20 protein-coding genes are annotated in these 23,054 nt (G+C 47.7%); 17 read left to right on the top strand and 3 right to left on the bottom strand.

All coding sequences use genetic code 11. The features are described from left to right. The first annotated feature begins 33 nt into the window (after positions 1-33). The 13 genes from IC230_RS31010 (at position 34) to IC230_RS30950 (ending at position 13,372) form a co-directional block, all read left to right on the top strand. Positions 34-429 (top strand): VOC family protein, encoded by a 396-nt coding sequence (locus IC230_RS31010; RefSeq protein ID WP_191042962.1) that lies wholly within the window; start codon positions 34-36, stop codon positions 427-429. Positions 430-444: 15 nt separating this feature from the next. Continuing rightward, positions 445-1,707, top strand: a complete 1,263-nt coding sequence (pepT, locus tag IC230_RS31005) for a peptidase T (protein WP_191042961.1) — start codon at positions 445-447, stop codon at positions 1,705-1,707. 77 nt (positions 1,708-1,784) lie between these two features. Next, on the top strand, positions 1,785-2,765 hold the full coding sequence (locus tag IC230_RS31000) for an MBL fold metallo-hydrolase (protein ID WP_191042960.1): 981 nt from the start codon (positions 1,785-1,787) through the stop codon (positions 2,763-2,765). A 178-nt stretch (positions 2,766-2,943) separates the two neighbouring features. Further along, positions 2,944-3,165 (top strand): DUF2281 domain-containing protein, encoded by a 222-nt coding sequence (locus tag IC230_RS30995; protein ID WP_191042959.1) that lies wholly within the window; start codon positions 2,944-2,946, stop codon positions 3,163-3,165. Further along, complete coding sequence (locus IC230_RS30990) at positions 3,165-3,548, top strand: type II toxin-antitoxin system VapC family toxin (RefSeq protein ID WP_191042958.1); 384 nt, start codon at positions 3,165-3,167, stop codon at positions 3,546-3,548. Before IC230_RS30995 ends, IC230_RS30990 begins: the two co-directional genes overlap by 1 nt. Before the next feature lie 4 nt (positions 3,549-3,552). After that, positions 3,553-4,191 (top strand): ribonuclease H1 domain-containing protein, encoded by a 639-nt coding sequence (locus IC230_RS30985; protein WP_191042957.1) that lies wholly within the window; start codon positions 3,553-3,555, stop codon positions 4,189-4,191. Between the two features lie 35 nt (positions 4,192-4,226). Further along, positions 4,227-4,943: a tRNA1(Val) (adenine(37)-N6)-methyltransferase gene (locus tag IC230_RS30980; RefSeq protein ID WP_191042956.1), complete on the top strand. Its 717-nt coding sequence runs from the start codon at positions 4,227-4,229 to the stop codon at positions 4,941-4,943. 87 nt (positions 4,944-5,030) lie between these two features. Then, positions 5,031-6,041: a glycosyltransferase family 2 protein gene (locus IC230_RS30975; RefSeq protein ID WP_191042955.1), complete on the top strand. Its 1,011-nt coding sequence runs from the start codon at positions 5,031-5,033 to the stop codon at positions 6,039-6,041. Positions 6,042-6,094: 53 nt separating this feature from the next. Beyond that, entirely contained in the window at positions 6,095-6,697 is a 603-nt protein-coding gene (locus tag IC230_RS30970; protein WP_191042954.1) for an inorganic pyrophosphatase, read from the top strand. A gap of 183 nt (positions 6,698-6,880) precedes the next feature. Next, positions 6,881-8,644, top strand: coding sequence for a signal peptide peptidase SppA (gene sppA / locus IC230_RS30965; protein ID WP_191042953.1), 1,764 nt, complete (start codon positions 6,881-6,883; stop codon positions 8,642-8,644). Between the two features lie 89 nt (positions 8,645-8,733). Then, positions 8,734-9,945 (top strand): helix-turn-helix domain-containing protein, encoded by a 1,212-nt coding sequence (locus IC230_RS30960; RefSeq protein WP_191042952.1) that lies wholly within the window; start codon positions 8,734-8,736, stop codon positions 9,943-9,945. 129 nt (positions 9,946-10,074) lie between these two features. After that, the gene (locus tag IC230_RS30955; RefSeq protein ID WP_191042951.1) at positions 10,075-11,310 is read left to right on the top strand and encodes an acyltransferase family protein; all 1,236 of its coding nucleotides are present in this window, start codon (positions 10,075-10,077) and stop codon (positions 11,308-11,310) included. 94 nt (positions 11,311-11,404) lie between these two features. Then, the gene (locus tag IC230_RS30950; protein ID WP_191042950.1) at positions 11,405-13,372 is read left to right on the top strand and encodes a pyrroloquinoline quinone-dependent dehydrogenase; all 1,968 of its coding nucleotides are present in this window, start codon (positions 11,405-11,407) and stop codon (positions 13,370-13,372) included. Between the two features lie 134 nt (positions 13,373-13,506). On the opposite strand, the gene IC230_RS30945 is transcribed toward IC230_RS30950, so the two are convergent. From IC230_RS30945 to IC230_RS30935, 3 genes are all read right to left on the bottom strand, one after another. Then, positions 13,507-14,109, bottom strand: coding sequence for an HD domain-containing protein (locus IC230_RS30945; protein WP_191042949.1), 603 nt, complete (start codon positions 14,107-14,109; stop codon positions 13,507-13,509). A gap of 153 nt (positions 14,110-14,262) precedes the next feature. Next, the gene (locus tag IC230_RS30940) at positions 14,263-14,526 is read right to left on the bottom strand and encodes a hypothetical protein (RefSeq protein WP_191042948.1); all 264 of its coding nucleotides are present in this window, start codon (positions 14,524-14,526) and stop codon (positions 14,263-14,265) included. Between the two features lie 247 nt (positions 14,527-14,773). Then, positions 14,774-15,190 carry a hypothetical protein gene (locus IC230_RS30935; protein ID WP_191042947.1) on the bottom strand — a complete coding sequence of 139 codons (417 nt, stop codon included), beginning with the start codon at positions 15,188-15,190 and terminating at the stop codon, positions 14,774-14,776. Between the two features lie 689 nt (positions 15,191-15,879). Here IC230_RS30935 and IC230_RS30930 point away from each other — a divergent pair. Genes IC230_RS30930 through IC230_RS30915 form a run of 4 tightly spaced genes read left to right on the top strand, consistent with a single transcriptional unit; the run spans position 15,880 to position 23,017 of the window. Further along, the gene (locus IC230_RS30930; protein WP_191042946.1) at positions 15,880-16,611 is read left to right on the top strand and encodes a hypothetical protein; all 732 of its coding nucleotides are present in this window, start codon (positions 15,880-15,882) and stop codon (positions 16,609-16,611) included. 2 nt (positions 16,612-16,613) lie between these two features. After that, on the top strand, positions 16,614-19,385 hold the full coding sequence (locus IC230_RS30925) for a TonB-dependent receptor (RefSeq protein WP_191042945.1): 2,772 nt from the start codon (positions 16,614-16,616) through the stop codon (positions 19,383-19,385). Positions 19,386-19,388: 3 nt separating this feature from the next. Next, positions 19,389-20,528, top strand: coding sequence for a DUF4249 domain-containing protein (locus IC230_RS30920; RefSeq protein WP_191042944.1), 1,140 nt, complete (start codon positions 19,389-19,391; stop codon positions 20,526-20,528). A 47-nt stretch (positions 20,529-20,575) separates the two neighbouring features. After that, complete coding sequence (locus IC230_RS30915) at positions 20,576-23,017, top strand: hypothetical protein (protein ID WP_223860964.1); 2,442 nt, start codon at positions 20,576-20,578, stop codon at positions 23,015-23,017. Positions 23,018-23,054 lie beyond the last annotated feature (37 nt).

Genomic DNA, 23,054 nt, shown 5'->3' with positions numbered 1-23,054 from the left:
GCGGGTTCCTGCCCGCGTTACAGACTGATCCTCTTGAAACAACAACTTGCCCAAATAGCGTTAGTCGTCAGGGATTATGACGAAGCGATTGAGTTTTATACGAAGAAACTGCACTTCGATCTTATCGAGGATACGCCGATGAGTGAAAGCAAACGCTGGGTTGTTGTTGCGCCTGCTGGATCGGATGGATGTCGGTTGTTATTGGCAAAAGCCGTCACGGGCGAACAGAAAAGCCGGGTTGGCAATCAAACAGGAGGTCGTGTTTTTCTCTTCCTATATACGGACAACTTCGACCGGGATTATCAGAACTTACTGGAACACAACATTACGATTGTCCGAAGACCATCCGTGGAACCGTACGGTACCGTCGCTGTTTTTGAAGATCTCTACGGAAACCTGTGGGACATGATCGAACCCGAAAAAAAATAGGCTTCTTCAATCGCTATGCAAACTTACCAATTCACCGAACGTTGGCCCGGCGCCGTTGAGCGCTTCCTGCGCTACGTGCAGATCGACACGCAATCGGACCCGCAATCCGCGACGAATCCGAGCACGGAGAAACAGAAAAACCTGAGTCGCGTATTGGTGGAGGAACTGCTTGAGATGGGCATTGCCGACGCTGAACTCGATGAGTGGGGATATGTTTATGCAACCATTCCGGCTAACACCGACAAAGCTACTGTGCCGACCATATGCTTCTGCTCGCACGTCGATACGTCACCTGATGTAACGGGGGAAGGCGTGAAGCCAATTATTCACCAAAAATGGAACGGTTCCGACATTACGTTGCCGGATGATCCCAATCAGGTTATTCGCGTGGCTGATCATCCAGATCTGAATCATCAGATCGGTAACGACATTATCACGGCCAGCGGCACTACGTTGTTAGGAGCCGATAACAAAGCGGGTGTGGCCGAAATTATGGACGCAGCGCATTATCTACTGACGCATCCAGCGATTAAGCACGGTCGGATTCGGCTGTTGTTCACACCGGATGAAGAGGTTGGGCGTGGTACGGAGAAAGTCGATATTCAGAAGCTCGGTGCCGATTTTGGGTATACGATTGATGGCGAAGCGCTCGGTACGCTGGAAGACGAAACCTTCTCCGCCGATGCGGTTAAAATTACCATTCAGGGCGTTAGTACGCACCCCGGTTTTGCGAAAGGTAAACTCGAAAATGCCTTGAAAATTGCCGCTGATCTGCTGGCTGTCTTACCGAAGGGCGCTCTTTCTCCCGAGACAACCGAGGAAAAAGAAGGCTTCGTGCACCCGACGCGTATGGAGGGAAATCAGGATCAGGCCGTGCTGGAATTCATTATCCGTGATTTTACGGAAGTAGGTTTACACGAAAAGGAAACGTATCTGCAAAACCAGCTAAATGACGTATTGATCAACTATCCCGGTTCGTCAGCGCAGTTCGTGGTCAAGGAACAGTATCGGAATATGAAGGACGTACTGGATCAGCACCCCGCCGTCGTTGATAACGCTCTCGAAGCCATCAGGCGGGTGGGCCTGTCTGCCGAACGACGTAGCATTCGGGGCGGTACGGATGGCTCACGACTCTCGTTTATGGGATTGCCATGCCCGAATATTTTTGCGGGTGAACACGCCTTCCACTCGCGACTAGAGTGGGTGTCGGTGCAGGATATGCAGAAAGCCGTTGAGGTCATTGTGAACGTAGCGCAGGTTTGGGAAGAGAGTAGCTGAGTATGTAACCCATTTCCGCAGTTTGCCGAACAATCGAGTTGATCTGTAGGTTGAGCATTAAACTAAACTCAACACACATGGAAAGCGAAATTGAACTGGATGAACCGGCTGATATTAGTGATAACAGTCTCAAATCGCCCTACGACGTAACGCACGATGTGGCGGGTCTGAAAACCCTGTTTGTCAATGTTTTTTTTATTGGCGAACCCGGTGAAGGTAAATCCTGGGTACTAGTCGATGCGGGCGTTATGGGTTATGCGAGTAACATTAAAAAGAAAGCTGAGGAGCTGTTTGGAAAAGGTAATCAACCAAAGGCAATTGTTCTAACACACGGGCACGCCGATCATACGGGTTCGCTTAAAGCGTTGCTCGAAGAATGGGACGTACCGGTTTACGCGCACAGACTTGAACTTCCTTACTTGCAGGGTAAGTCAAGTTATCCGCCACCAGACCCGGCTATTGGCGGGGGGGCTATGGCGTATATGTCGTGGATCTTTCCGATTGGTCCCAGTGATTTTGGCGATCGCATTCAGGTACTTGCCGACGATGGTAAAATTCCCGAACTTCCCGATTGGCGCGCTATTCATACGCCTGGTCACGCACCTGGTCACATCTCGCTGTTCCGCGACAAAGATCGGACGCTTATTGCAGGCGATGCGTTTGTAACGACCAATCAGAACGCTATTACGGCCGTAGCCACCCAGCGCGAAGAGTTTCACGGCCCACCAGCCTATTTCACCTGCGATTGGGAGGCCGCCAAAAAATCAGTTCTTAAGCTAAATCATCTGAATCCGTTAGCGGCTGGAACGGGACATGGCGTATCGGTGCGCGGCCTTGATCTTGAACTGGGCCTGAACAAACTGGCGCACGATTTTGAAGCCCGGTCTATACCCTCTTCGGATGGACGTTACGTTAAGCAGGCAGCCGTGACGGATGAGAATGGGATTGTCGATATGCCGCCACCAATCTCCTTTCACGTAGCGCGTACGATAGGTTTAGGAGTCGTCGTCGGTCTATTTTCTTACCTGATCTGGTCAGGATTTCGAGATAACGAGTGATGGGATTGATCTTTGTAAAGGGCCTTGCTGTTATCAGTAAGGCTTTTTTGTTTATAAGCTAGCTAGGCAAACAAGGTTAATGTGCAAAATGTATTTTAGGCAAGAGAGTAGTAACCGAGAGACAATTTAAAAAAGAAACTCGTTACTTTGGTAGTAAATCAACCGCTGCAAATCCAATATGGACGCTTTAGTTGTAAAAAAATATGAAGCTTTGCCAGATAATCTACAGAAAGAAGTTATTGACTTTATTGATTTTCTAGAAAGTAAGTATACCGCTCAGAAGAATGACGCTATATCGCTGACTCAAAAACGAGCTTCTCTTTTTGGAAATGCAAAAGGGTTAATCACTGTTCTTCCTGGGTTTGACAACATACCAGAAGGGTTTGAAGAGTATGAATAATGGCTTATATTATTGACACGCAGGCGTTTATTTGGCATGCCACTGGCGATAGTAAATTGAGTCAGACAGCAAGGCAACTTATTGAATCCAATGAAATATGTTGGTTAAGTATGGCCAGTATTTGGGAGATGGCAATTAAATGTAATTTAGAGAGTCTAGTATTTGCGAAGCCTTTTGATACATTGATTGAAGAGCAGTTAGCCTTATACGATTACAAATTGTACCCAATTGAACTTCGCCATACATTTCTTCTAAGCAATTTGCAGCAGCATCACAAAGACCCTTTCGATCGATTGATTATTGCACAGTCAATCGTTGATAACGTTCCGGTTATAACTATCGATTCTGCTTTTGATCTTTATCCTGTGCATCGAATCTGGTAGGTCAATGTCTTCGAAAAAGCCAAAATTTTATGTTGTCTGGCAAGGACGCAAACCCGGCGTTTATGATAGTTGGGATGAAGCCAAAGTACAGACAGACGGGTTCGCCAAACCTTTGTTTAAATCGTTCGATACGAAAGCGGCCGCGCTAAAAGCGTTCAAAGATAAGCCGCATCTTCATATCGGACAGACGCCAAAACCAGCGGGTCAGCAGGGGAAATTAGCTGGATTAGTCGGTTCGCCTATTCAGGATAGTTTGGTAGTCGATGCTGCCTGGAACACGGCTACGGGCGATATGGAGTATCAGGGAATTTATTTAGGCACTAAACAACGGTTGTTTCTAAAAGGCCCCTATGCCGATGGTACCAATAATATCGGCGAATTTCTGGCCATCGTTCATGCCCTGGCATTGCTTCATCAAAAAGGTAGCAACATTCCTGTATACTCCGATTCTCGAACGGCTATTGGTTGGGTCAAGAAGAAGAAAGCCAATACGAAGCTGGAAGAGACAGCTCGAAATACTGAACTCTTTGACCTTCTCGACCGAGCTGAAACCTGGCTCCAGACCCATAAATTTGCCAATCCCGTCCTGAAATGGGAGACCACCGTCTGGGGTGAAAATCCCGCTGATTTTGGGCGAAAATAGCGTTGTAGTCCAGCCAGGCTACTAAATCCCGATTCATGTTCCGCTTCAAACAATTCACTATTCAGCAGGACCGCACGGCCATGAAGGTCTGTACGGATGCGTGTGTGCTGGGAGCATATGCGAACGTAACGGACGTCGATGCGAAGGCGCGAACGGCGCGTATTCTCGACATTGGCACTGGAACGGGTTTACTAGCGCTTATGGCCGCACAACGTAACCCACTGGCAATTATTGACGCCGTTGAAGTGGATGACTCTGCGTTTGCGCAGGCTACTGAGAACGTAACGGCTAGCCCATTTGCGGCCAGAATCAACGTAGTGCATACCCGGATTCAGGATTTTGTCAGTGCCGCTACGTATGACCGGATTCTGACAAACCCACCTTTCTACACAAACCACCTGCGTTCGCCCGATGCGGCCGTGAATCGCGCCCTGCATACGGATGAGCTTTCGTTTGACGAGTTGATTGCGGCTGTCGTCCGGTTAATGAAACCGACGGGGCAGTGGTGGGTATTATTGCCACCTTACGAAACGGAGAAGCTTACCAAATTGGCTGGCGAAAACGGGTTGTTTCCGTTTCAACGTCTTTTGCTGCGGCATCACACGCAAAAGCCTGCGTTTCGGTTCGTAACGGGGTTTTCGTTCGATAAGGAGTCGATTACTGAGCAATCGTTGGCTGTTTATGAACATAATGGTCAGACGTTTACAGGAGAATTTCGAGCATTGCTTCGCGATTTTTACCTGATTTTCTAATTCTCTTGCGACCTTTACACCAGGAGAATTAATGCTATCCGGATAACGTTATAAATACGTCTTAAACTGACTAGCATCAATCAGTACATGACCGAATCACCTCAACTGACCATTCTGATTCCGCTTTATAACGAAGAAGAGTCACTTCCCGAGCTGCACGACTGGATTGTGCGGGTCGTGACGGAACACCAGTTTACCTACGAAATTCTGTTTGTCGATGACGGAAGCACGGATGAGTCGTGGGCCGTTGTTGAACGACTGGCAGTAGTGAATCCGAACGTACGCGGAATTCGGTTTAACCGGAATTATGGCAAAACAATGGCGTTGCAGTCTGGTTTTCAAGCCGTTCGCGGGCAAGTTGTGATTACGATGGACGCTGATTTACAGGATAGCCCCGACGAAATTCCGGAGCTGTACCGCATGATTACGCAGGACCATTACGATCTGGTATCAGGCTGGAAGCAGAAGCGCTACGATCCAATCACGAAAACCCTGCCGACTAAACTCTTTAATGCCGTTTCGCGCTGGATTTCGGGCGTACAACTGCACGATTTTAACTGCGGTCTGAAAGCTTATCGGCAGAAAGTCGTGAAAGTCATTGCGCCTTCGCTCTACGGCGATATGCACCGGAATCTGCCGATTGTGGCCAACTGGAATGGGTTTCGCCGAATTGGCGAGAAGGTAGTGCAGCATCGGGCCCGCAAATACGGTACGACGAAATTTGGTCTGGAACGGTTCGTCAACGGATTTCTGGACGTACTGGTTATTGGCTTCGTTCACCGGTTCAGCAAGCGGCCCATGCACTTTTTTGGTACGTTCGGTACGTTGTCGTTCTTTATTGGATCCGTGTTGGCCATCTGGCTTATTGCCGAAAAATTAATTAATATTTCTCGGGGTGTTAAATTTCGTAACGTAACGGATAACCCGTTGTTCTTCTTTGGGTTAGTCGCTATTATTCTTGGCGTCCAGTTATTTTTAGCTGGTTTCCTGGGCGAAATGCTCGTACGGCAGAATCTGAATCGTTCCGGTGATCACCTTGTCGCCGAAAAAGTAGGATTTTCTGAGAAAAAAATACCGACTGAACAACCAGTTGCCTAGGTTTGCAGTGTAATAATCAAAATCAATTAATACAACCAGTTACATAAAATCGAATGAAGAGTAATTTTAAAGCACATCCCTGGCATGGTATTCCGATCGGAAATTTAGCCCCACAGCAAGTGACGGCCTTTATTGAGATTGTACCGACCGATACAATGAAGTACGAAATCGATAAAACGACGGGCTATCTGAAAATTGACCGCCCTCAACAATACTCCAACGTATTACCGGCTCTCTACGGCTTTGTACCGCAAACGTATTGTGGTGAAGGAATTGCCCGGCTGGCTACGGAGAAAGCGGGAAAGACGATTGAGAAAGGGGATGGTGACCCACTCGATATTTGCGTATTGACCGAGCGTGATATCACCCATGGCGATATTATTTTGCAGGCCATTCCTATTGGAGGATTTCGGCTTATCGACAAGGGTGAAGCCGATGATAAAATCATCGCCGTTTTGAAGGGCGATGCTATGTATGGTCAGTTTACGGAGCTTGGTCAACTGCCCGAAGCCGTTGTGAAGCGGTTACGCCACTATTTCCTGACTTACAAAACATTGCCTGAAGAACCCGCCATAATGGAGTTGGCCAGCATTTATGGACAAGCCGAAGCGTGGGAAGTGATTCAGGCCTCAATCAACGATTATAAGCTGATGTAGTTTAGCATGGGGTTAGGGGCAGAGGGCTAATCAATCGAGCTTTACCTCTGCCCCTAACCCCATGCCCTTTTGCCATTCGTCCGTTATTTTTACGCACTTAACACTTTTATAACCCGGAAACTTACTTCCGGGTTATATTTGTATAGGACCTGTTAAAGAAAGGTCTTTTACTTAATCTGATTCATGCGACAGTTTCTTAAGTACGTATTGGCTACCATTGTCGGGCTAATGCTTTTCTCGTTCGTTGGCTTTTTATTACTGTTAGGCATAGGTGCTGCGTTTTCCTCGTCGGACAGCAAGACGACCGTTAGTGCCAACTCCGTATTGAAGCTTGATTTAGATAAACCTATTGAAGAGCGGAGCAGTGAAAATCCATTTAGTGACTTTGGTCCGGTTCGATCATCCGGGGATGCTATTGGATTAATTGAACTGAAACAATCGCTCAAAAACGCTAAAGAGGACGATAATATCAAAGGCATATATCTTCAAACCGAATCGCCGACCGCCGGCTGGGCCTCGCTCGAAGAAATCCGCAATGCACTGATCGACTTTAAACAATCGAAGAAATTCGTTTACGTCTATTCCGAGTCGATGAGTGAAAAGGGGTATTACCTGGCGTCAGTAGCCGATAAAATCTACCTCAACCCCGCCGGTGATCTTGAGTGGAACGGCCTGAATGCAGAACTGTCGTTCTTTAAAGGAACGCTCGATAAACTGGGGGTAAAACCTGAAATTTTCCGGGTAGGGGAGTTTAAAAGCGCCATTGAGCCGTTCATTCGCGAAAACATGAGCGAACCCAACAAACTTCAGGTGACCTCCTTTCTGAACTCGATCAACGACCATATGCTGGTTCGGGTGGCGCAGAGCCGAAACCTGCGGGTCGATTCGCTCAAACAGTACGCCGACAAGCTAACCATTCAGAAACCCGAAGATGCGCTACGTACGAAACTGATTACCAACGTTGGCTATCAGGATGAACTGGAAAGCGTTATTCGGAAGCAATTGGGCGTTGCCGAAAAAAAGAAAATCAACTACGTATCGCTGAGTAAATACGAGCAGTCGGAAAAAGATGATGCCGAAGGAAGCGGTTCAAATCGCATAGCGGTGATCGTGGCTACGGGGGATATCCATACTGGTAAGAACGGCGACAACAGCATCGGTTCCGAAACCATTGTTGAGGAATTACGAAAAGCGAGATTAGATGATAAAGTGAAAGCCATCGTGCTACGTGTCAACTCGGGTGGCGGCAGCGCACTAGCGTCGGACATAATGTACCGTGAAGTCGAGTTGGCCCGAAAAGCGAAACCCGTTATCGGATCAATGTCTGACTATGCGGCATCCGGTGGGTATTATATGCTGATGGGTTGTAACAAGATTGTTGCGGAACCAAACACAATTACCGGTTCGATTGGCGTATTCGCGCTGTTATTCAACACGGAAACGTTTCTAAAAGACAAGCTCGGCGTTACGTTCGATCGGGTAAAAACCAACGAGAACGCGGATTTTCCGGCCGCTACGCACGAGATGACACCGTTCCAGAAGCAGACCATGCAACGCTCGACGGAACGTATCTATGCTGATTTTACCAGCAAAGCCGCTGCTGGTCGTAAGCTCCCTGTGGATAGCATTCGGGCCATTGCGGGCGGCCGCGTCTGGACAGGAATTCAGGGAAAAGCGCTTGGTCTGGTCGATCAACTCGGTGGGTTGGATGATGCCGTTAAACTAGCCGCTCAGTCAGCTAAACTCAAAGACGGCGATTATAAGTTAAAATACCAACCCCGAAAAAAGCCCTTCTTTGAGCAGATAATGAGTTCATTCGGTGGCGATGAAGAGAGCCGAATTCAGGCCCAGCTTGGTGAGCTGGCCCCGTATGTAAAGTATATGAAAAAACTCAAAACGATGGAAGGAATTCAGATGCGGATGCCCTTCGAGTTAGAGATTCGATAAAAAAGTAGGTTTGCCAGTAGTCCGGACCTATAAGGTTTTTAAAACCTTATAGGTCTTTTTTTTATCTTTCGCTACGTAACGATGTGTCGATGCAAACACTCCCCATTCACCTGAACGTATCAGCGCTGGCCATTTTGCTGGGTATCGCACAGGGTCTATTTCTGGGCGTCTTTTTCCTGACTCCATCCGGCCAGACAGGCGATCGGGGAGGCAACGTAGCGAACCGCTGTCTGGGGCTATTTATGCTGGCCCTGGCAGCCATTATAACCGAGATTTTTCTCTGCTACACGAACTACATGTTTCGCGTTCTGTGGCTGATCGATTTTTCTGAGCCTTTTAATTTCCTGGTAGGACCGCTCTATTTTTTCTTTGTCTTTGCCCGGATTCATCACCGACTGCCCCGGGGTTGGGGCTGGCATCTGATTCCCTTTGGCGTCTGGGCGGCTAATTCAGTAACCTGGTTTTATCAGCCGATTGAATTCAAATACAATTCGTATATCCATGCTTATCACCCGGAGCTAGCTTATGTCCGTTCAATGGATTACATCCCAACGGACTTTACGCATCTGCGCGATTACGTTACCGAAATAACCTTGTTGAGTTGCCTGATTTATGGCGTTTGGGCATGTCTGGTTGTCTGGAAAGCGTATCGTCAATCGGGGGATCGGTTTTCTGGGAAGTCATCTATTCAACTGGGGCAACTGCGTAATCTGACGCTTCTGAACGTATCCTTTCCAATCGTTATCAGTTTAATCAAACCCCAGTATTATGAAGATCTGGGCGATTATATTCTGGCCTGTTACGTAACCGGAATTATTTATATAACCAGTTATCTGGTCATGCGTGGCTCAACGTTTTTTAAAGACGAACAGCCTCTAGCTGAACCAACGGACGAACGATCGCCCGAACCAAAGAAGAAATACGAAAAATCGGCGCTGTCGGAAGAGCTGGAAGACGCCGTATTGGCGAAGCTGGCTCAGCTACTCCAGACGGAAAAACCTTACCTGGAAAGTGATCTCTCCCTGCCAAAACTAGCCAGCCGACTCAATACGTCTCCGCATCATCTTTCGCAATTGCTCAACGACCGGTTGGGACAAAGCTTCTTCGATTGGCTGGCGACGTATCGTATTGCGGAAGCGAAGTTACTCTTGAACGACCCCACCACGGCACACCTTAAAATCGAAGAAATTTCGGAGCGAGTCGGCTATAACTCAACGTCAGCGTTTCATACTACGTTTAAACGATTGACTGATCAAACGCCCGCCCAGTATCGGGCAAAAAGCCTTGGACAGGGGGCATGATGCGTAGGGGCATAGGGTTTGTTGATAAATTGAGTTCTTGCCGGTCGGCGCGAACTTCGTGTTTATCGGAAGATAGGGCGTTTCGGATGGTGAAAAGCCAATTTTGGGTACGAAACCAACAAAAAGCTCATGGAAGCCCAAACACGAGTTGACATCTCCCAGACCAAACCGTTTGCCATCAACCCCTTACCCACAGCCCCGAACCCTCTGCCCTTTGCCCAAGGCGCTCGACGATACGACCTCGACTGGCTCCGTGTCATTGCCATCATAACGCTGGTGTTTTACCATACCGGCATGATCTACGTCTCGTGGGATTTTCACATCAAAAGCGCCGAACACAGCCAGTCGATGCAGGAGGTTATGGTATGGCTGCACCGCTGGCGAATGCCACTTTTGTTTTTCATCTCCGGCGCTGGTACGTTTTTCGCGTTACGTAAGTGCTCGCTCGGTTCATATGCAAGCGAACGCGTCCGGCGTTTGTTTGTGCCGCTTGTGTTTGGTATGTTTATTATCGTGCCGCCCCAGATTTATGCGGAATGGCTATTTCGTGGCAGATTTACAGGTAGTTATACCGACTTTTACCCGGAAGTTTTTACCTTTCAACCGTATCAGGATGGGGGCAAAGGTGGAGCGTTTAGCTGGCACCATTTGTGGTTTGTTGCGTATTTGTTTCTGTATTCACTCATTAGCATCCCTATATTCCGCTGGCTAAAAAGTAATACGGGTCAACGCTTCGTCGATCGAATCGGGCGGCTGATTGCCCGACCTGGTGGGGCTTTGTGGCTGGTTGGTTTCTTGCTCCTTAACGACATAGTGCTGGGCGGGTTCTTTCCGAACGAAACGCATGCATTAGTCAATGACTGGGCTTATTTTACGAAAAACCTGATCTTGTTCTGGTTAGGGTATGTTCTGATCAGTCGACGTGATTTCTGGCAAACGATTACGGATCAGCGGCATTATTTCCTGGTAGCTACGCTGATCTGCACCGCTATTCTATACAGTTTCCGGGTTTTTGTTAGTGCTGAGACTTATGATAATTCGAGGTTATTGATTACACTTTTTAGCTTCAACGGTCTCGGTGTTACGTGGTTTTCGGTGTTGGCAACCGTTGCGTATGGGTATCGATACCTTAACAAAAATCACCGCCTATTGCCTTATCTGAACGAAGCAGTTTACCCGTTCTACATCTTGCACCAAACCGCCATTATACTGATCGGCTACTACGTGCTAACACGGACCAGCCTGGGCGTTTACGACGGTTTTCTGGTCATAAGTCTTTCGTCATTTGCCGTCTGTACAGCTGTTTATTTACTAGTGATACGACCGTTCAAGCTATCACGGATTTTGTTTGGCTTAAAGGTATAAACTCATCTTTGACCACAGAGCCACAAAGTATACAAGGATTTGACGCTTCTATAATCCGTGTTCTCTGTGTCTCTGTGGTTATAATCCGTTTTTTATGAAACTTATAAATAAGGCGAATTGCATAGGTCAACTGGTGAGTATTACGCTCCTGATATTTAGTCAGTCTGTTGCCGTCGTTGGGCAAAATCAAGTAGCTAGTACTGTGGAATGGCCTGCGTATGGGAACGATGCGGGCGGGATGCGGTTTTCACCGTTAACGCAAATAAATCCAGCTAATGTAAAGCAGCTCACGGTAGCCTGGACGTTCCGAACGGGCGAACTGGAACAGTACAAAGGGACCGATGCTGCTGAAAAAGCTGCCTTCGAGGCTACGCCGATCATGGTCGATGGGACGCTATTTTTCAGTACGCCGACGTCGCGGGTTTTTGCCATTGATGCCGCCACCGGCCAGAAAAAATGGATGTATACCCCTGATGTGTATCTACGCCAGGATTTATCTGAAATTACGTCAAGGGGTGTTTCGGTCTGGCCTGTGCCCGGCGATAAAAGCGCGACGACTCGTGCAAACAAACGCATTTTCGTAGCTACACTAGACGGACGACTCGTTGCGCTGGATGCCTTGACGGGTAAACCCATTGCTACGTTCGGGAAAGAGGGTAGTGTTGATTTACGGCAGGGCGTTGGCAACATCAGCGTTACGTCGCCACCCGCAGTTATCGGCAATACGATTGTGGTTGGCTCATCGATGGGCGATAACAACCGCTTCAATTATGAGCGAGGGGTTGTGCGAGCGTACGATGCCGTGACCGGTGGGCTACGTTGGAGCTGGGATCCAATTCCCCGCACAAAAGGCGATGCGGGTTTCGATACCTGGAAAGGACCAAATGCCACGCAAACGGGGGCGGCTAATGCCTGGTCGATTATTTCCGCCGATGCCGAACGAGATCTGGTGTTTGTTCCCACCACCAGTCCAAGTCCGGATTATTACGGTGGCGAACGATTGGGCAAGAACCTGTACGCCAGCTCTATCGTAGCCATTCGAGCCTCGACGGGGAAAGTCGTCTGGCATTTTCAGACGGTTCACCACGACATCTGGGATTACGACAATGCCGCGCAGCCCTTGTTGCTGCCCTTTACGCAAAATGGTAAAACGATTCCGGCTGTAGCGGTCGGAACCAAAATGGGCCACATATTTATCCTGCATCGCGAAACGGGTGTTCCGCTTCTGCCCGTCGAAGAGCAGCCCGTGCCTAAATCGACGGTTGCTGGTGAAGAAGCTTTTCCTACTCAACCGATTCCAACGACACTTCCCGCCTTGGGTTTACGAAAGCCAGAAGCCTGGGGATTGACCCCTACTGATAAAGCAGCTGCTGAGCAACGCATCGATGGGCTTCGGTATGAGGGACTTTTTACGCCCCCTTCGCTTCAGGGGAGTCTCATGGTGCCGGGGAATGTGGGGGGTATCCACTGGGGCGGCATGTGCTACGATCCTCAGTCAGGCTTGCTATTGACAAACGTGAATCGGATGGCCGCCGTGATTCGCTTGCTACCCCGTGAGAAACTGGCTGAAACCGTGAAATATGATCAGGATTTACTCCGGGCCGAAACCGGCATGCAGGCTGGAACGCCCTACGTAGTGAAACGAAGCTATTTGTTTACCAAAAATGAACAGGGCCTGATAATGCAAACGCCACCGCCCTGGGGCACATTGGTAGCCATAAATCTTCAGAAAGGATCATTGGCATGGGAGGTACCCTTAGGCTATATGATGGATGTGACAAAATACCCGCAAGCCAAACAATGGGGTTCCCTAAATTTAGGGGGAGCTATTGCCACAGCGGGCGGATTAGTGTTTGTTGCCGCCAGTCTGGACGGACATTTGCGGGCGTTTAAGACTCAGGACGGAAGTTTGCAGTGGGAAGTGCCACTACCCGCCGGAGGTCAGGCTACCCCCATGACGTATCAAGTAAACGGCCAGCAATACGTAGTGATTGCCGCTGGCGGACACGGAAAACTAGGAACAAAGCCAGGCGATTACGTAGTGGCGTATCGATTGCCGTAGTCTGGATTAATAAGCTGTTGCCATCTAAGTTAGTGGAACCTTTGGCTGTCGACCGAATGGGCCACTAACTTAGGTAATCAGCGCCCTGTGTGTATGTTACTCCGGGTGCCAAAAGCATGCTCACCTAAAGCGAATTAGTCTAACTTTTCCTTTTTTAGTATGCCATTATCAACACTTTGATTGATCAAGCTCTCCGCGTAATTCCAAAGTATGGTTGACCCATTTTTGATAGCCTTTTTCTTGTCATATACCTTTTGGTAGCTTACATCAAACTCCGCCCAGGTTCCACCATCATTTGACGTATTTTGTAACAGCGGTTCAAATCTGTCCATGGCTCGTGCAAATTTTGCTTCAGCCGTTAGGCCTCCTTCAAATTCTTCCCAAATAGCAATGAACTCATCAGCCTGCTTTTGTGGTAGCAAGCCAAATATTCGCTTTGCCGCCACTAATTCCTCATTGGTATTGGTATGATTTTTTTGCGTGTCATAGATAAAGGTATCTCCTGCATCAATCTCCACAAGATCATGAATCAAGACCATTTTAAGGACTTTCAGGACATCAATTGGAACATCGGAATGCTCTGCTAAAACGATTGTCATCATAGCTAAATGCCAGCTATGTTCTGCATCATTTTCATGCCTGTTGCTGTTAAATAGCTTGGTTTTACGCTGTATGTACTTGAGTTTGTCAATTTCCTTGATGAAATCTACCTGCTTTAACAGATCGTCAGTTGCCATTTTCATTTATGATTAAATCCACTTACCCAATACACAAAACTACACCCGACCTACGGGGCGGTTGGCCTGTCAACCGAAGCCACCGAATGAGCCGAAACCGTCCTGTTGCTGGACGTACTGCCTATCCGATGAACCGTGGCACTTCGACGCCAATTAACGAACAGTATCCCTGCGGCTTATTTCCGACTGGATGCTCTTCAGGTTTTTTGAATATCTGGAACTAATCACAGCAGCAAAAATTAGCAAACCACCAGTAAGGAAAAAACCTCCTTTATGTGTAGCCGACCAAATAGCAACGCCAACTAAAAAGCCTACGCACAAAGCAGTTGGGACTGTAGTTGTTTTTGATTTCATCTTTTTCTCTTCTGACACTAATTCTTCCAGTGTCATTGTCGAGTAGTCTTTACTTGAAAGCATACTACTATTTACGTTAAAAAAAATTTTGACACTCTGGGTACATGGTACACCCAACGCCAACAAGGGCTGATGGTATGCGAATTAGCTCATTTCATTACGTTACCTCGACCTTTACATCCTTGTCTGGTTGGGTTGGCGGCTTTCCCTCTGGACGTGCAAGCTGTCGCCCGACAACCAACCCGCGCGGAGCTAAACACACTAAAGGGTCCAGATTTTCAGCAACGTTCAATGGATAATTGCTGACATTCTAAACTATCATAGCAAAAATTAGAAGTAAAGTTAACAGTCCTACAATGATGGTGAACCTTTTCATTGAATGGGATCTAAGCCAGCCAGAAAGTGACAGTACGGCTATTATTGCCAATAATCCGACTATAAAAGAGGCAAATCCAACAATTCTTGGGAAGCTTAAAGCACTACTAGATACTTTAAAGGGGAATCCTTGACTGGTGACCATAAGGATTTTGGTCATTGCAAAAATTGATATTAGAAAAGAGGCTGTTGCAATGACCACACTGCGGAATACGTAATTCATGATCTTACTGTCTGACTTGGCTTCAATGAGCGGGATGATCACCGACAGAGAGAAACCACCAAGTAAAGAGCTTATTACAATGAATTGTCCAGCTAGTTTATTCCAATAATCAAAAGAAAGTTCTGTCATGTGAATAATTAAGAGTACGATGCTTTTCACATCAAAGCGTATAGCTAAACAACGGAATAAATTCGGTTTGTCCAATTGTCTACTCGGGGCGTTTCTAGTGTCAACCGAAGCTGCCAAGCAAGTAAAGAAGCCTGTCTGTCGGGACGTGCAGCCTGTCTCACACAACCTAGTCATTGTGTTGTTCACTGTTTGGCTGCACCCAGCATAGTATTGTGCGAAACTTTTCTTAATATCAAATGGCTGATAGTCAGAGAGAAAACAGTAAGAAAATAGCATTACGTTCCTACTTATAGGATCTCATTCATTGATTAGCCAAAGTTGGCGCAATCAAAATAAGTTTAATCGACGCTCAGAAACCAGATGGACAAACAGTATATACTTGTTCGGGGATGACAATGAACTATATCGGACTACCACCTCGTAGCGAAGTTTGACGTAATCTGCAATGCTGCTCCGGACTCATAATACCACAAGTCATCTGTGCGAATTGCTTTTAGAGAAAATGGATCTGAACGCCACAACCTTTTCTGATTGTACGTACTCTACGTACTGTGAGATGGATAAAAACCTGGCTTAAATTGACTCCTGGCATACAATTAAAAGTATGAATTCAATGATCAAGTCTTTATTTATTCATTTTCCAGTTGCTTTTTTGCTATACTAGTGTTTTCATTCTGTGATCTAAACGTATGCGCTTTTCTACCGTAGCGATCGTACTTATTTTCTTCTTGAGTAACGGTGTCTTTGGGCAGATGGCTAAGCCGATCGACAGTTCGTTTGTGTACGCGGCCCGCAGCCAGGCGACTGCACTATATGAACGTACGGTGAAGATGCAAGCCCACGTGTACGAAGGCAATCAATATATCAATCACGACCCACGTATTAAGATTCACCCATACTACGTAGTCGATAGTTTGCAGGTCGGAACGGTTGTCTATAAGGGCATACAGTACCGGGACGTAGCCATGATCTACGACATTGTGCGTGATGAATTAGTCGTTCAGCCTCCCGGTGGTGGCTATCGGCTTCGATTGGAAACCGATAAAATTTCTGCCTTTTCGTTAGGACCTCACCGATTTGCCCGCATTGTGGGCGACAGTGTTGCTGGTATCCGGACGGGTTTCTATGAAATCATTTATAACGGAAAGGCAAAAGCGCTGGCTAAACGGCTTAAAACGATTCACGAAGACATTTCGGGAGGCACCTACAAAGGCGATTATTTACAGAAAGATCGGTACATCATTCAAAAAGACGGCGCTTTTTACGAAGTAAAATCAAAACGTTCAGTACTGAACCTGTTTCCAGATCAGGCAAAAGAATTACGGAAATATGCACGTGCAAATCGTCTGAAATTCAATGATGAAAAGCGCGAAGTGGCAATTAGCCGAATTACACAACGGTATGATGAATTAACGCGTTAATTATGGCTCAACTTTACCGGATTACGCTTCTCCTTTTTTCACTAGTTTGTTCGATACCGAGCGGGTTCGGACAAACGCCCCCTGATAAACCAATTAGCGGGGAATTTACGAATACGCGCTTTGAGCAGTTTGTTCGAAGCGTAGAATCCCAAACGGCTTATCGCTTCTTTTATAATCCTGCCGATGTAGATAGCCTCACGGTTGATATGCGCGTGGAGAAGCAGCCATTGAAGACGGTACTTCGGCAACTTTTCGAAGGCAGTAAATACGGATTTTCTATCGATGGTCAACAGCGGGTTTATATCACCGTTAACCGGTTGATCCGTACGGAATTACCCATCGGTTTCTTTCAACGGGGCGGTACGGATGCTGACACCGACTCGACAGGCTCGGCTTACCTAACCGAAACCCAGAAAAAGAGACCCGAACCCGAAGCGAAGTTGTACGAAATCGGCAAACGAACCAACCCCATCCGGCCGGGACGATCAACCATTGCCGGCTCCATTCGGAACGTAGCGTCGGGAGAACCGGTTGTCGGCGCGGCTGTTTACATCGAAAATCCTCGTCTGGGTACCGTATCCGACCAGTTTGGCTATTATTCCATAACGTTGCCTCGTGGCCGGCACGACTTGAAACTTCGGAGCATCGGCATGAAAGATACCCGGCGACGAATTGTGCTGTATGGCGATGGGAAGTTTGACATCGACATGGAAGATGATGTCATTGCGTTGAAAGAAGTGGTGATCGAGGCCGAAAAAGATGTGAACATCGCTGGGCTTCAGATGGGGCAGGAGCGAGTCGATATCAAAAGCATCAGACAGGTTCCCACGGCGCTGGGCGAGGCTGATCTACTACGGGTTATTCAAACCCTGCCGGGGGTTAAAACGGTTGGGGAGAGTTCGACCGGACTGAACGTACGCGGGGGCGCTACCGATCAGAACCTGATTTTGTATAACGACGCAACGATTTACAACTCATCCCACCTGTTCGGGTTCTTCTCGGCCTTTAATCCCGATCTGATCAAAAGTGCCGAGCTGTATAAAAGTGCCATCCCGTCGCGTTTTGGTGGACGCTTATCGTCGGTGCTGGACGTGCAAACGCGCGATGGGAATAAAAAGAAGTTTATTGGCTCCGGTGGTATTGGCTTGCTTACGGGTCGACTCACCTTTGAGGGACCTCTCATTAAAGACAAAACGTCGTTTATTGTTGGTGTCCGCTCAACGTACTCTGACTGGCTGCTGGGGCAACTCCAGGATGCCAATTTTAAGAAAAGTCAGGCGCAGTTCTATGACCTGAACCTGCACGTAACCCATGATTTTAACGAAAGAAACACGGTCTATTTAACTGGTTATCTGAGCCGCGACCGCTTCAAGCTGGGTAGCGACACAGCCTATCGGTATCAGAATCAGGTGGCTACGTTAAAGTGGAAGCATATTTTCTCGAATAAACTATATAGCGTGTATACGGGTAGCTATAGCGGCTATAACTATTCGGTTTCGAGCGAGAAGAACCCTGTCAATGCCTACAAGCTGGACTTCGGTATTCATCAGACGCAGGTAAAGGCCGATTTCAATTACTATCCCACCAATCAGCATGCGGTCGATTTTGGCGTTAGTGCCACTCACTACAAGCTTTTTCCGGGAAATTTTCAGCCCAATGGTGGTGAATCGCTGATTTCTCCCGACGTAGTGGCGGCCGAGCAGGGCCTGGAAAATGCCGTTTATATTGGCGATCGGTTCGATATAAATCAACGCTTGTCGATCAGTGGCGGTCTACGTTATTCGATCTACAGTTATCTGGGTCCACATTCGGTGTTTCAGTACGTACCGGGCCAGCCCAAAACCGTAGCAACCATCACTGATACGATCGCTTACGGACGTAACAAATTCATCAATACGTATCATGGACCGGAATATCGCCTGTCACTTCGGTATGCGCTTTCGTCGTCAGCTTCCGTAAAAGCGAGTTTTAACCGGACGCGGCAGTACATTCAGATGCTGTCGAACACAACCGTCATTTCACCGACCGACATCTGGAAACTAAGCGACCCGAACATTGGTCCGCAAATCGGTGATCAATACGCTCTCGGATTCTATAAAAATAACCGAACCAACACGGTTGAAATGTCGGTCGAAGCGTATTATAAAACCATGAACAATTTGCTGGACTACCGGAACGGGGCTTCGCTGATCCTGAATCACCACATTGAAACCGACGTAGTGAGCGCACAGGGGATGGCGTATGGTATTGAATTTCTGGTGAAAAAGATGACCGGCAAGTTGAACGGCTGGTTGAGCTACACCTACGCCCGAACCCTGCTCCGAACGAATGGACAGACTGGCTCCGACGTAATCAATAAGGGTGAGTATTATCCCAGCAGCTACGATAAACCGCACGACGTAACGATGATCGGTAACTACAAAATTAACCGCCGGTTTAGCCTGTCGTTGAATTTTACGTATAGTACGGGGCGGCCTATTACGTTGCCAATTGCGAAGTACACGGTCGATAATGCCTTACGCTTGTTGTATTCTGAACGGAACCAGTATCGAATTCCGGACTATTACCGCCTTGATTTTGCGATGAATATTGAAGGGAATCATAAAGTGAAAAAGCTGGCGCATAGCTCGTGGACGATTGCGGTTTACAATCTGACGGGTCGGCACAATGCGTATTCAGTTTACTTTAAATCGGAGAATGGGGGTATCAATGGTTATCAGTTGTCCATCTTTGGGCAGCCTATACCGTCCATTACGTATAATTTCAGATTTTGAGCGATGAAAAACAGTCCTGTAAAACTAGTCGGTTGGTTCCTGATTCTACTTGTTGGGGGCTGCGTTGACCCATATCGGCCGCCCGAAATCACGGCTCCAGATAGCTATTTAGTCGTCAATGGATTTTTCAACAGCGCGCCAGGAACGACAACAACCATCCAACTATCCCGATCGCAGAACCTGGCCGATCCTAAGACCCCAACGGCCGAAACTAAAGCGAGAGTGACGATTGAAAGCGCACATAACGCCAGTTACGCGCTGGCGGAAGGAAGCGCTGGTGTTTACTCGATGTCGGGGGTAACGCCCTTATCGGGTGAAACGTACCGGCTGCATATCAAAACAGCCAAAGGACTCGACTATTATTCTGACTACGTACCGGTCGTTACAACGCCACCCATTGACAGCCTTAGTTGGCGTGCTGAAGATGACGGTGTACAGATCAACGTCAATACGCACGATCCACAAAACAACACGCATTATTACCGGTGGGAGTTCGACGAAACCTGGGAATACACCGCCGGATATAATTCATCGTACGTGTACAATGATAAAACAAAGGGAGTTGATCTGCGAAACGAAAACATTTATAACTGCTGGGGTAGCTCAACATCGAAAAATATTATAACTACCTCAACCACCCGCCTTAGCCGGGACGTTGTGAGTCAGTTTCCGCTGAACACCATCGCAGGATCGTCAATCAAGTTTCAGAGTAAATACAGCATTCTTGTCCGCCAGTATGCGCTTAGTCAGGCAGGATATGACTATTATGATCAATTGGCCAAAATAACCCAGAACATCGGCTCGATTTTTGACCCGCAGCCTTCGCAGATTACCGGCAACATCCGCTCCGCTACGAATCCGACTGATCTGGTATTGGGGTTTTTTCGGGTTGGAAGCGTTGTTACCAAACGAATTTACATTCGCAAATCGCAGCTGCCCAGTTGGCGAACTCTTACCGGTTATGAGAGCTGTGTCACGGATACGCTGACGTTGAGAGAATTACAGGAGTCTCCGACAGGGGTGGTTACAACGTACTACCCACCACCACCAGGCTCCCTACAATACATTACAGCTCCTTTCGCCTGCATAGATTGTCGATTACGGGGCGGAGTGAATAAGAAACCGGATTTCTGGGAAAATTGAGTTGCTATAATTCCGTATGCGTGGCTTTGGTTTGAGAACCCGAAGCCATGATGAACCAGCCCGTTATGCCATCCTTTATAAAAACGTTCTTAAATAGTCTGTTGCTTCTGGGCAGTGTCTGTTCTTTTGGGCAATCACCTGCGTCAGTCGGTACATTAGTGCAGCCGTTTGATACGTATCGACGGCAGGCCTTGCCGGAAAAACTGTTCGTTCATACGGACCAGAGCTTTTACTTGACCGGTGAAACGCTATGGTTTAAGGTGTATTACGTAGACGGGACCTTTCATCAACCGGTTGACCTGAGTAAAGTGGCCTATCTGGAATTACTTGATCAACAGGGCGCGCCGGTGCTACAAACGAAAGTGACTTTGAGTTCGTCCGGCGGAAACGGTACGTTTTTTCTGCCTTCTTCGGTCAATTCCGGTACGTATCGACTGCGGGCCTATACGAACTGGATGAAGAATTTCGATGCTGCTTATTTCTTTGAAAAGAAACTGACGATTGTTAATCCGTTCAAACGACTAGGTCTGCCGCTACTCCGGGAGACGGCCAATTATGATATTCAGTTTTTCCCCGAAGGAGGTAATCTGGTGCAGGGTATTTTCAGTAAAGTAGGGTTCAAAGTGTCTGACAGAGCGGGGCGAGGGGTGAACGTTCGGGGTTGGCTGTTGAACGGAAAAAACGATACACTTGCCCGGTTCAACTCACACAAGTTTGGTATTGGAAATTTTACGTTTACCCCATCCGACACGGCAGCCTACCAGGTCATTATAGCGGATTCAATCGGTCGTTCAGTTACCCGAACACTGCCTAAAATATACACGCAGGGTTATGCGATGCGACTGGAGGAAGCCAGCGCAGATCAACTGAAAATTACGGTTAATGCGAACGTAGCAACGCCATCGGTTGTGTATCTATTGGCGCATACCCGACAGGTAATCGACGTAGCGGAAGTACGCCCAATTCAGCGCGAAACGACATTTTTGATTGATAAAAAGGTGTTGGGGGATGGTATTTCGCATCTGACGGTTTTTGACGCTGATCGCAAACCGGTTTGTGAGCGGTTATATTTCAAACGACCTACTCAACTGTTGAACATTTCGCTCAAAACCGATCAGGCAAGTTATGCTTCCCGAACGAAAGTAGCTTTGACGACAGACGTACAAGCATCAGCCGCCACCAAAACAAATCAGGCGAGTTTGTCCATGGCTGTTTATCGCATTGATTCGTTGGGGACTGCCGCTTCCGGTACCATTCAGAGTTGTTTATGGATGACGTCTGACTTGCCCGGTGTAATTGAATCGCCCGAATATTACTGGCAGCCTGAATCCGCTGATGTTCGTCTGGCAACCGATAACCTTATGCTGACACACGGGTGGCGTCGGTTTCGCTGGGAGGACGTACTGTCTTCTGGGAGAGGAGCTTCGTCGGGCAATGCTCAGCAACCAGCTTTCCGATTCTTGCCGGAATTTAATGGGCCTATTGTTGAGGGAAGTGTAACTGATCCATCGTCTGGTAAACCGGTATCGAACGTACTGACGTATCTGGCAGCAGCAGGCAAGCCCGTCCGGATGTATGTGTCCAGGAGTGATTCAGAGGGCCGGATACGCTTTGAGGTTCAGGACTTTTATGGTCCTAAAAATCTGATCGTTCAAACAAACCCAGCCGATAGTATCAACAAACTGATTATTGATAATCCATTCTCAACGATGGTTCCTCCGGTTCGATTACCGGAAGTTCCTGTCAACGAATCGCTGACGGATCAATTGGTTAGCCGGTCAGTATCTATGCAGTTACAAAATACGTATTGGAACGACCAGGCTATCCAGTATCGATATCCCCTTGTCGACAGCACGGCTTTTTACGGAAAACCCAGGGAAAGCTACCTGCTGGATGCCTACACACGCTTTCCGCGAATGGAGGAAGTGCTACGTGAATATATATTAGGTGTAATGCCCAGGAAAAAACAGGGCCATTTTCAACTACACGTATTAAACGAACCCTACCGTGAAATTTTTGATGATCTCTCGCTGGTCATGATCGACGGGGTGCCCGTTTTCGATATGGACAAAGTGATTGAATTCAGCCCGCTGAAAATAAAACAGATCGATGTCGTCACGAATCGTTACCTGTTCGGGCCGGTTATGTTTAATGGGATTATCAGCCTCATGACATACAAAAACGACCTTGCTGGGTTTCCGCTTGATCCGAATCTGTTGAAGCTGGAATATGACGGTCTACAATTACAACGCGAATTTTATTCTCCCCGGTACGACACCGCCAGGCAACTCGAAAGCCGCCTGCCCGACGGCCGAACCCTGCTATACTGGAATCCAAATCTGCAAACGAATGCAACGGGCCAAAGCCAGGTCGAGTTCTTCACCTCTGATCAACCCGGTACGTATCTAATAGAAGTGAATGGCCTTTCCAAAGACGGCTCCGCTGGAAGTCAGCGAGCTACGTTTGTAGTGAAGAATACGCCGAAGTAGCTCTATTTCTGTGGTGTCAGTTGCTCACAACTGACAC

This window comes from Spirosoma validum, assembly GCF_014699035.1.
Classification (GTDB): domain Bacteria; phylum Bacteroidota; class Bacteroidia; order Cytophagales; family Spirosomataceae; genus Spirosoma; species Spirosoma validum.
Note: the sequence above shows the minus strand (reverse complement) of the source record. Positions and strands in the feature narration are given on the sequence as shown.

Coding starts and splice junctions, on each gene's coding strand:
- IC230_RS30980 (WP_191042956.1), top strand. CDS start 4,227: ATGTTCCGCTTCAAACAATTCACTATTCAGCAGGACCGCACGGCCATG.
- IC230_RS30975 (WP_191042955.1), top strand. CDS start 5,031: ATGACCGAATCACCTCAACTGACCATTCTGATTCCGCTTTATAACGAA.
- IC230_RS30970 (WP_191042954.1), top strand. CDS start 6,095: ATGAAGAGTAATTTTAAAGCACATCCCTGGCATGGTATTCCGATCGGA.
- IC230_RS30960 (WP_191042952.1), top strand. CDS start 8,734: ATGCAAACACTCCCCATTCACCTGAACGTATCAGCGCTGGCCATTTTG.
- pepT (WP_191042961.1), top strand. CDS start 445: ATGCAAACTTACCAATTCACCGAACGTTGGCCCGGCGCCGTTGAGCGC.
- sppA (WP_191042953.1), top strand. CDS start 6,881: ATGCGACAGTTTCTTAAGTACGTATTGGCTACCATTGTCGGGCTAATG.
- IC230_RS30955 (WP_191042951.1), top strand. CDS start 10,075: ATGGAAGCCCAAACACGAGTTGACATCTCCCAGACCAAACCGTTTGCC.
- IC230_RS30925 (WP_191042945.1), top strand. CDS start 16,614: ATGGCTCAACTTTACCGGATTACGCTTCTCCTTTTTTCACTAGTTTGT.
- IC230_RS31000 (WP_191042960.1), top strand. CDS start 1,785: ATGGAAAGCGAAATTGAACTGGATGAACCGGCTGATATTAGTGATAAC.
- IC230_RS30995 (WP_191042959.1), top strand. CDS start 2,944: ATGGACGCTTTAGTTGTAAAAAAATATGAAGCTTTGCCAGATAATCTA.
- IC230_RS30940 (WP_191042948.1), bottom strand. CDS start 14,526: ATGCTTTCAAGTAAAGACTACTCGACAATGACACTGGAAGAATTAGTG.
- IC230_RS30990 (WP_191042958.1), top strand. CDS start 3,165: ATGGCTTATATTATTGACACGCAGGCGTTTATTTGGCATGCCACTGGC.
- IC230_RS30950 (WP_191042950.1), top strand. CDS start 11,405: ATGAAACTTATAAATAAGGCGAATTGCATAGGTCAACTGGTGAGTATT.
- IC230_RS30915 (WP_223860964.1), top strand. CDS start 20,576: ATGATGAACCAGCCCGTTATGCCATCCTTTATAAAAACGTTCTTAAAT.
- IC230_RS30920 (WP_191042944.1), top strand. CDS start 19,389: ATGAAAAACAGTCCTGTAAAACTAGTCGGTTGGTTCCTGATTCTACTT.
- IC230_RS30945 (WP_191042949.1), bottom strand. CDS start 14,109: ATGGCAACTGACGATCTGTTAAAGCAGGTAGATTTCATCAAGGAAATT.
- IC230_RS30935 (WP_191042947.1), bottom strand. CDS start 15,190: ATGACAGAACTTTCTTTTGATTATTGGAATAAACTAGCTGGACAATTC.
- IC230_RS30930 (WP_191042946.1), top strand. CDS start 15,880: ATGCGCTTTTCTACCGTAGCGATCGTACTTATTTTCTTCTTGAGTAAC.
- IC230_RS30985 (WP_191042957.1), top strand. CDS start 3,553: ATGTCTTCGAAAAAGCCAAAATTTTATGTTGTCTGGCAAGGACGCAAA.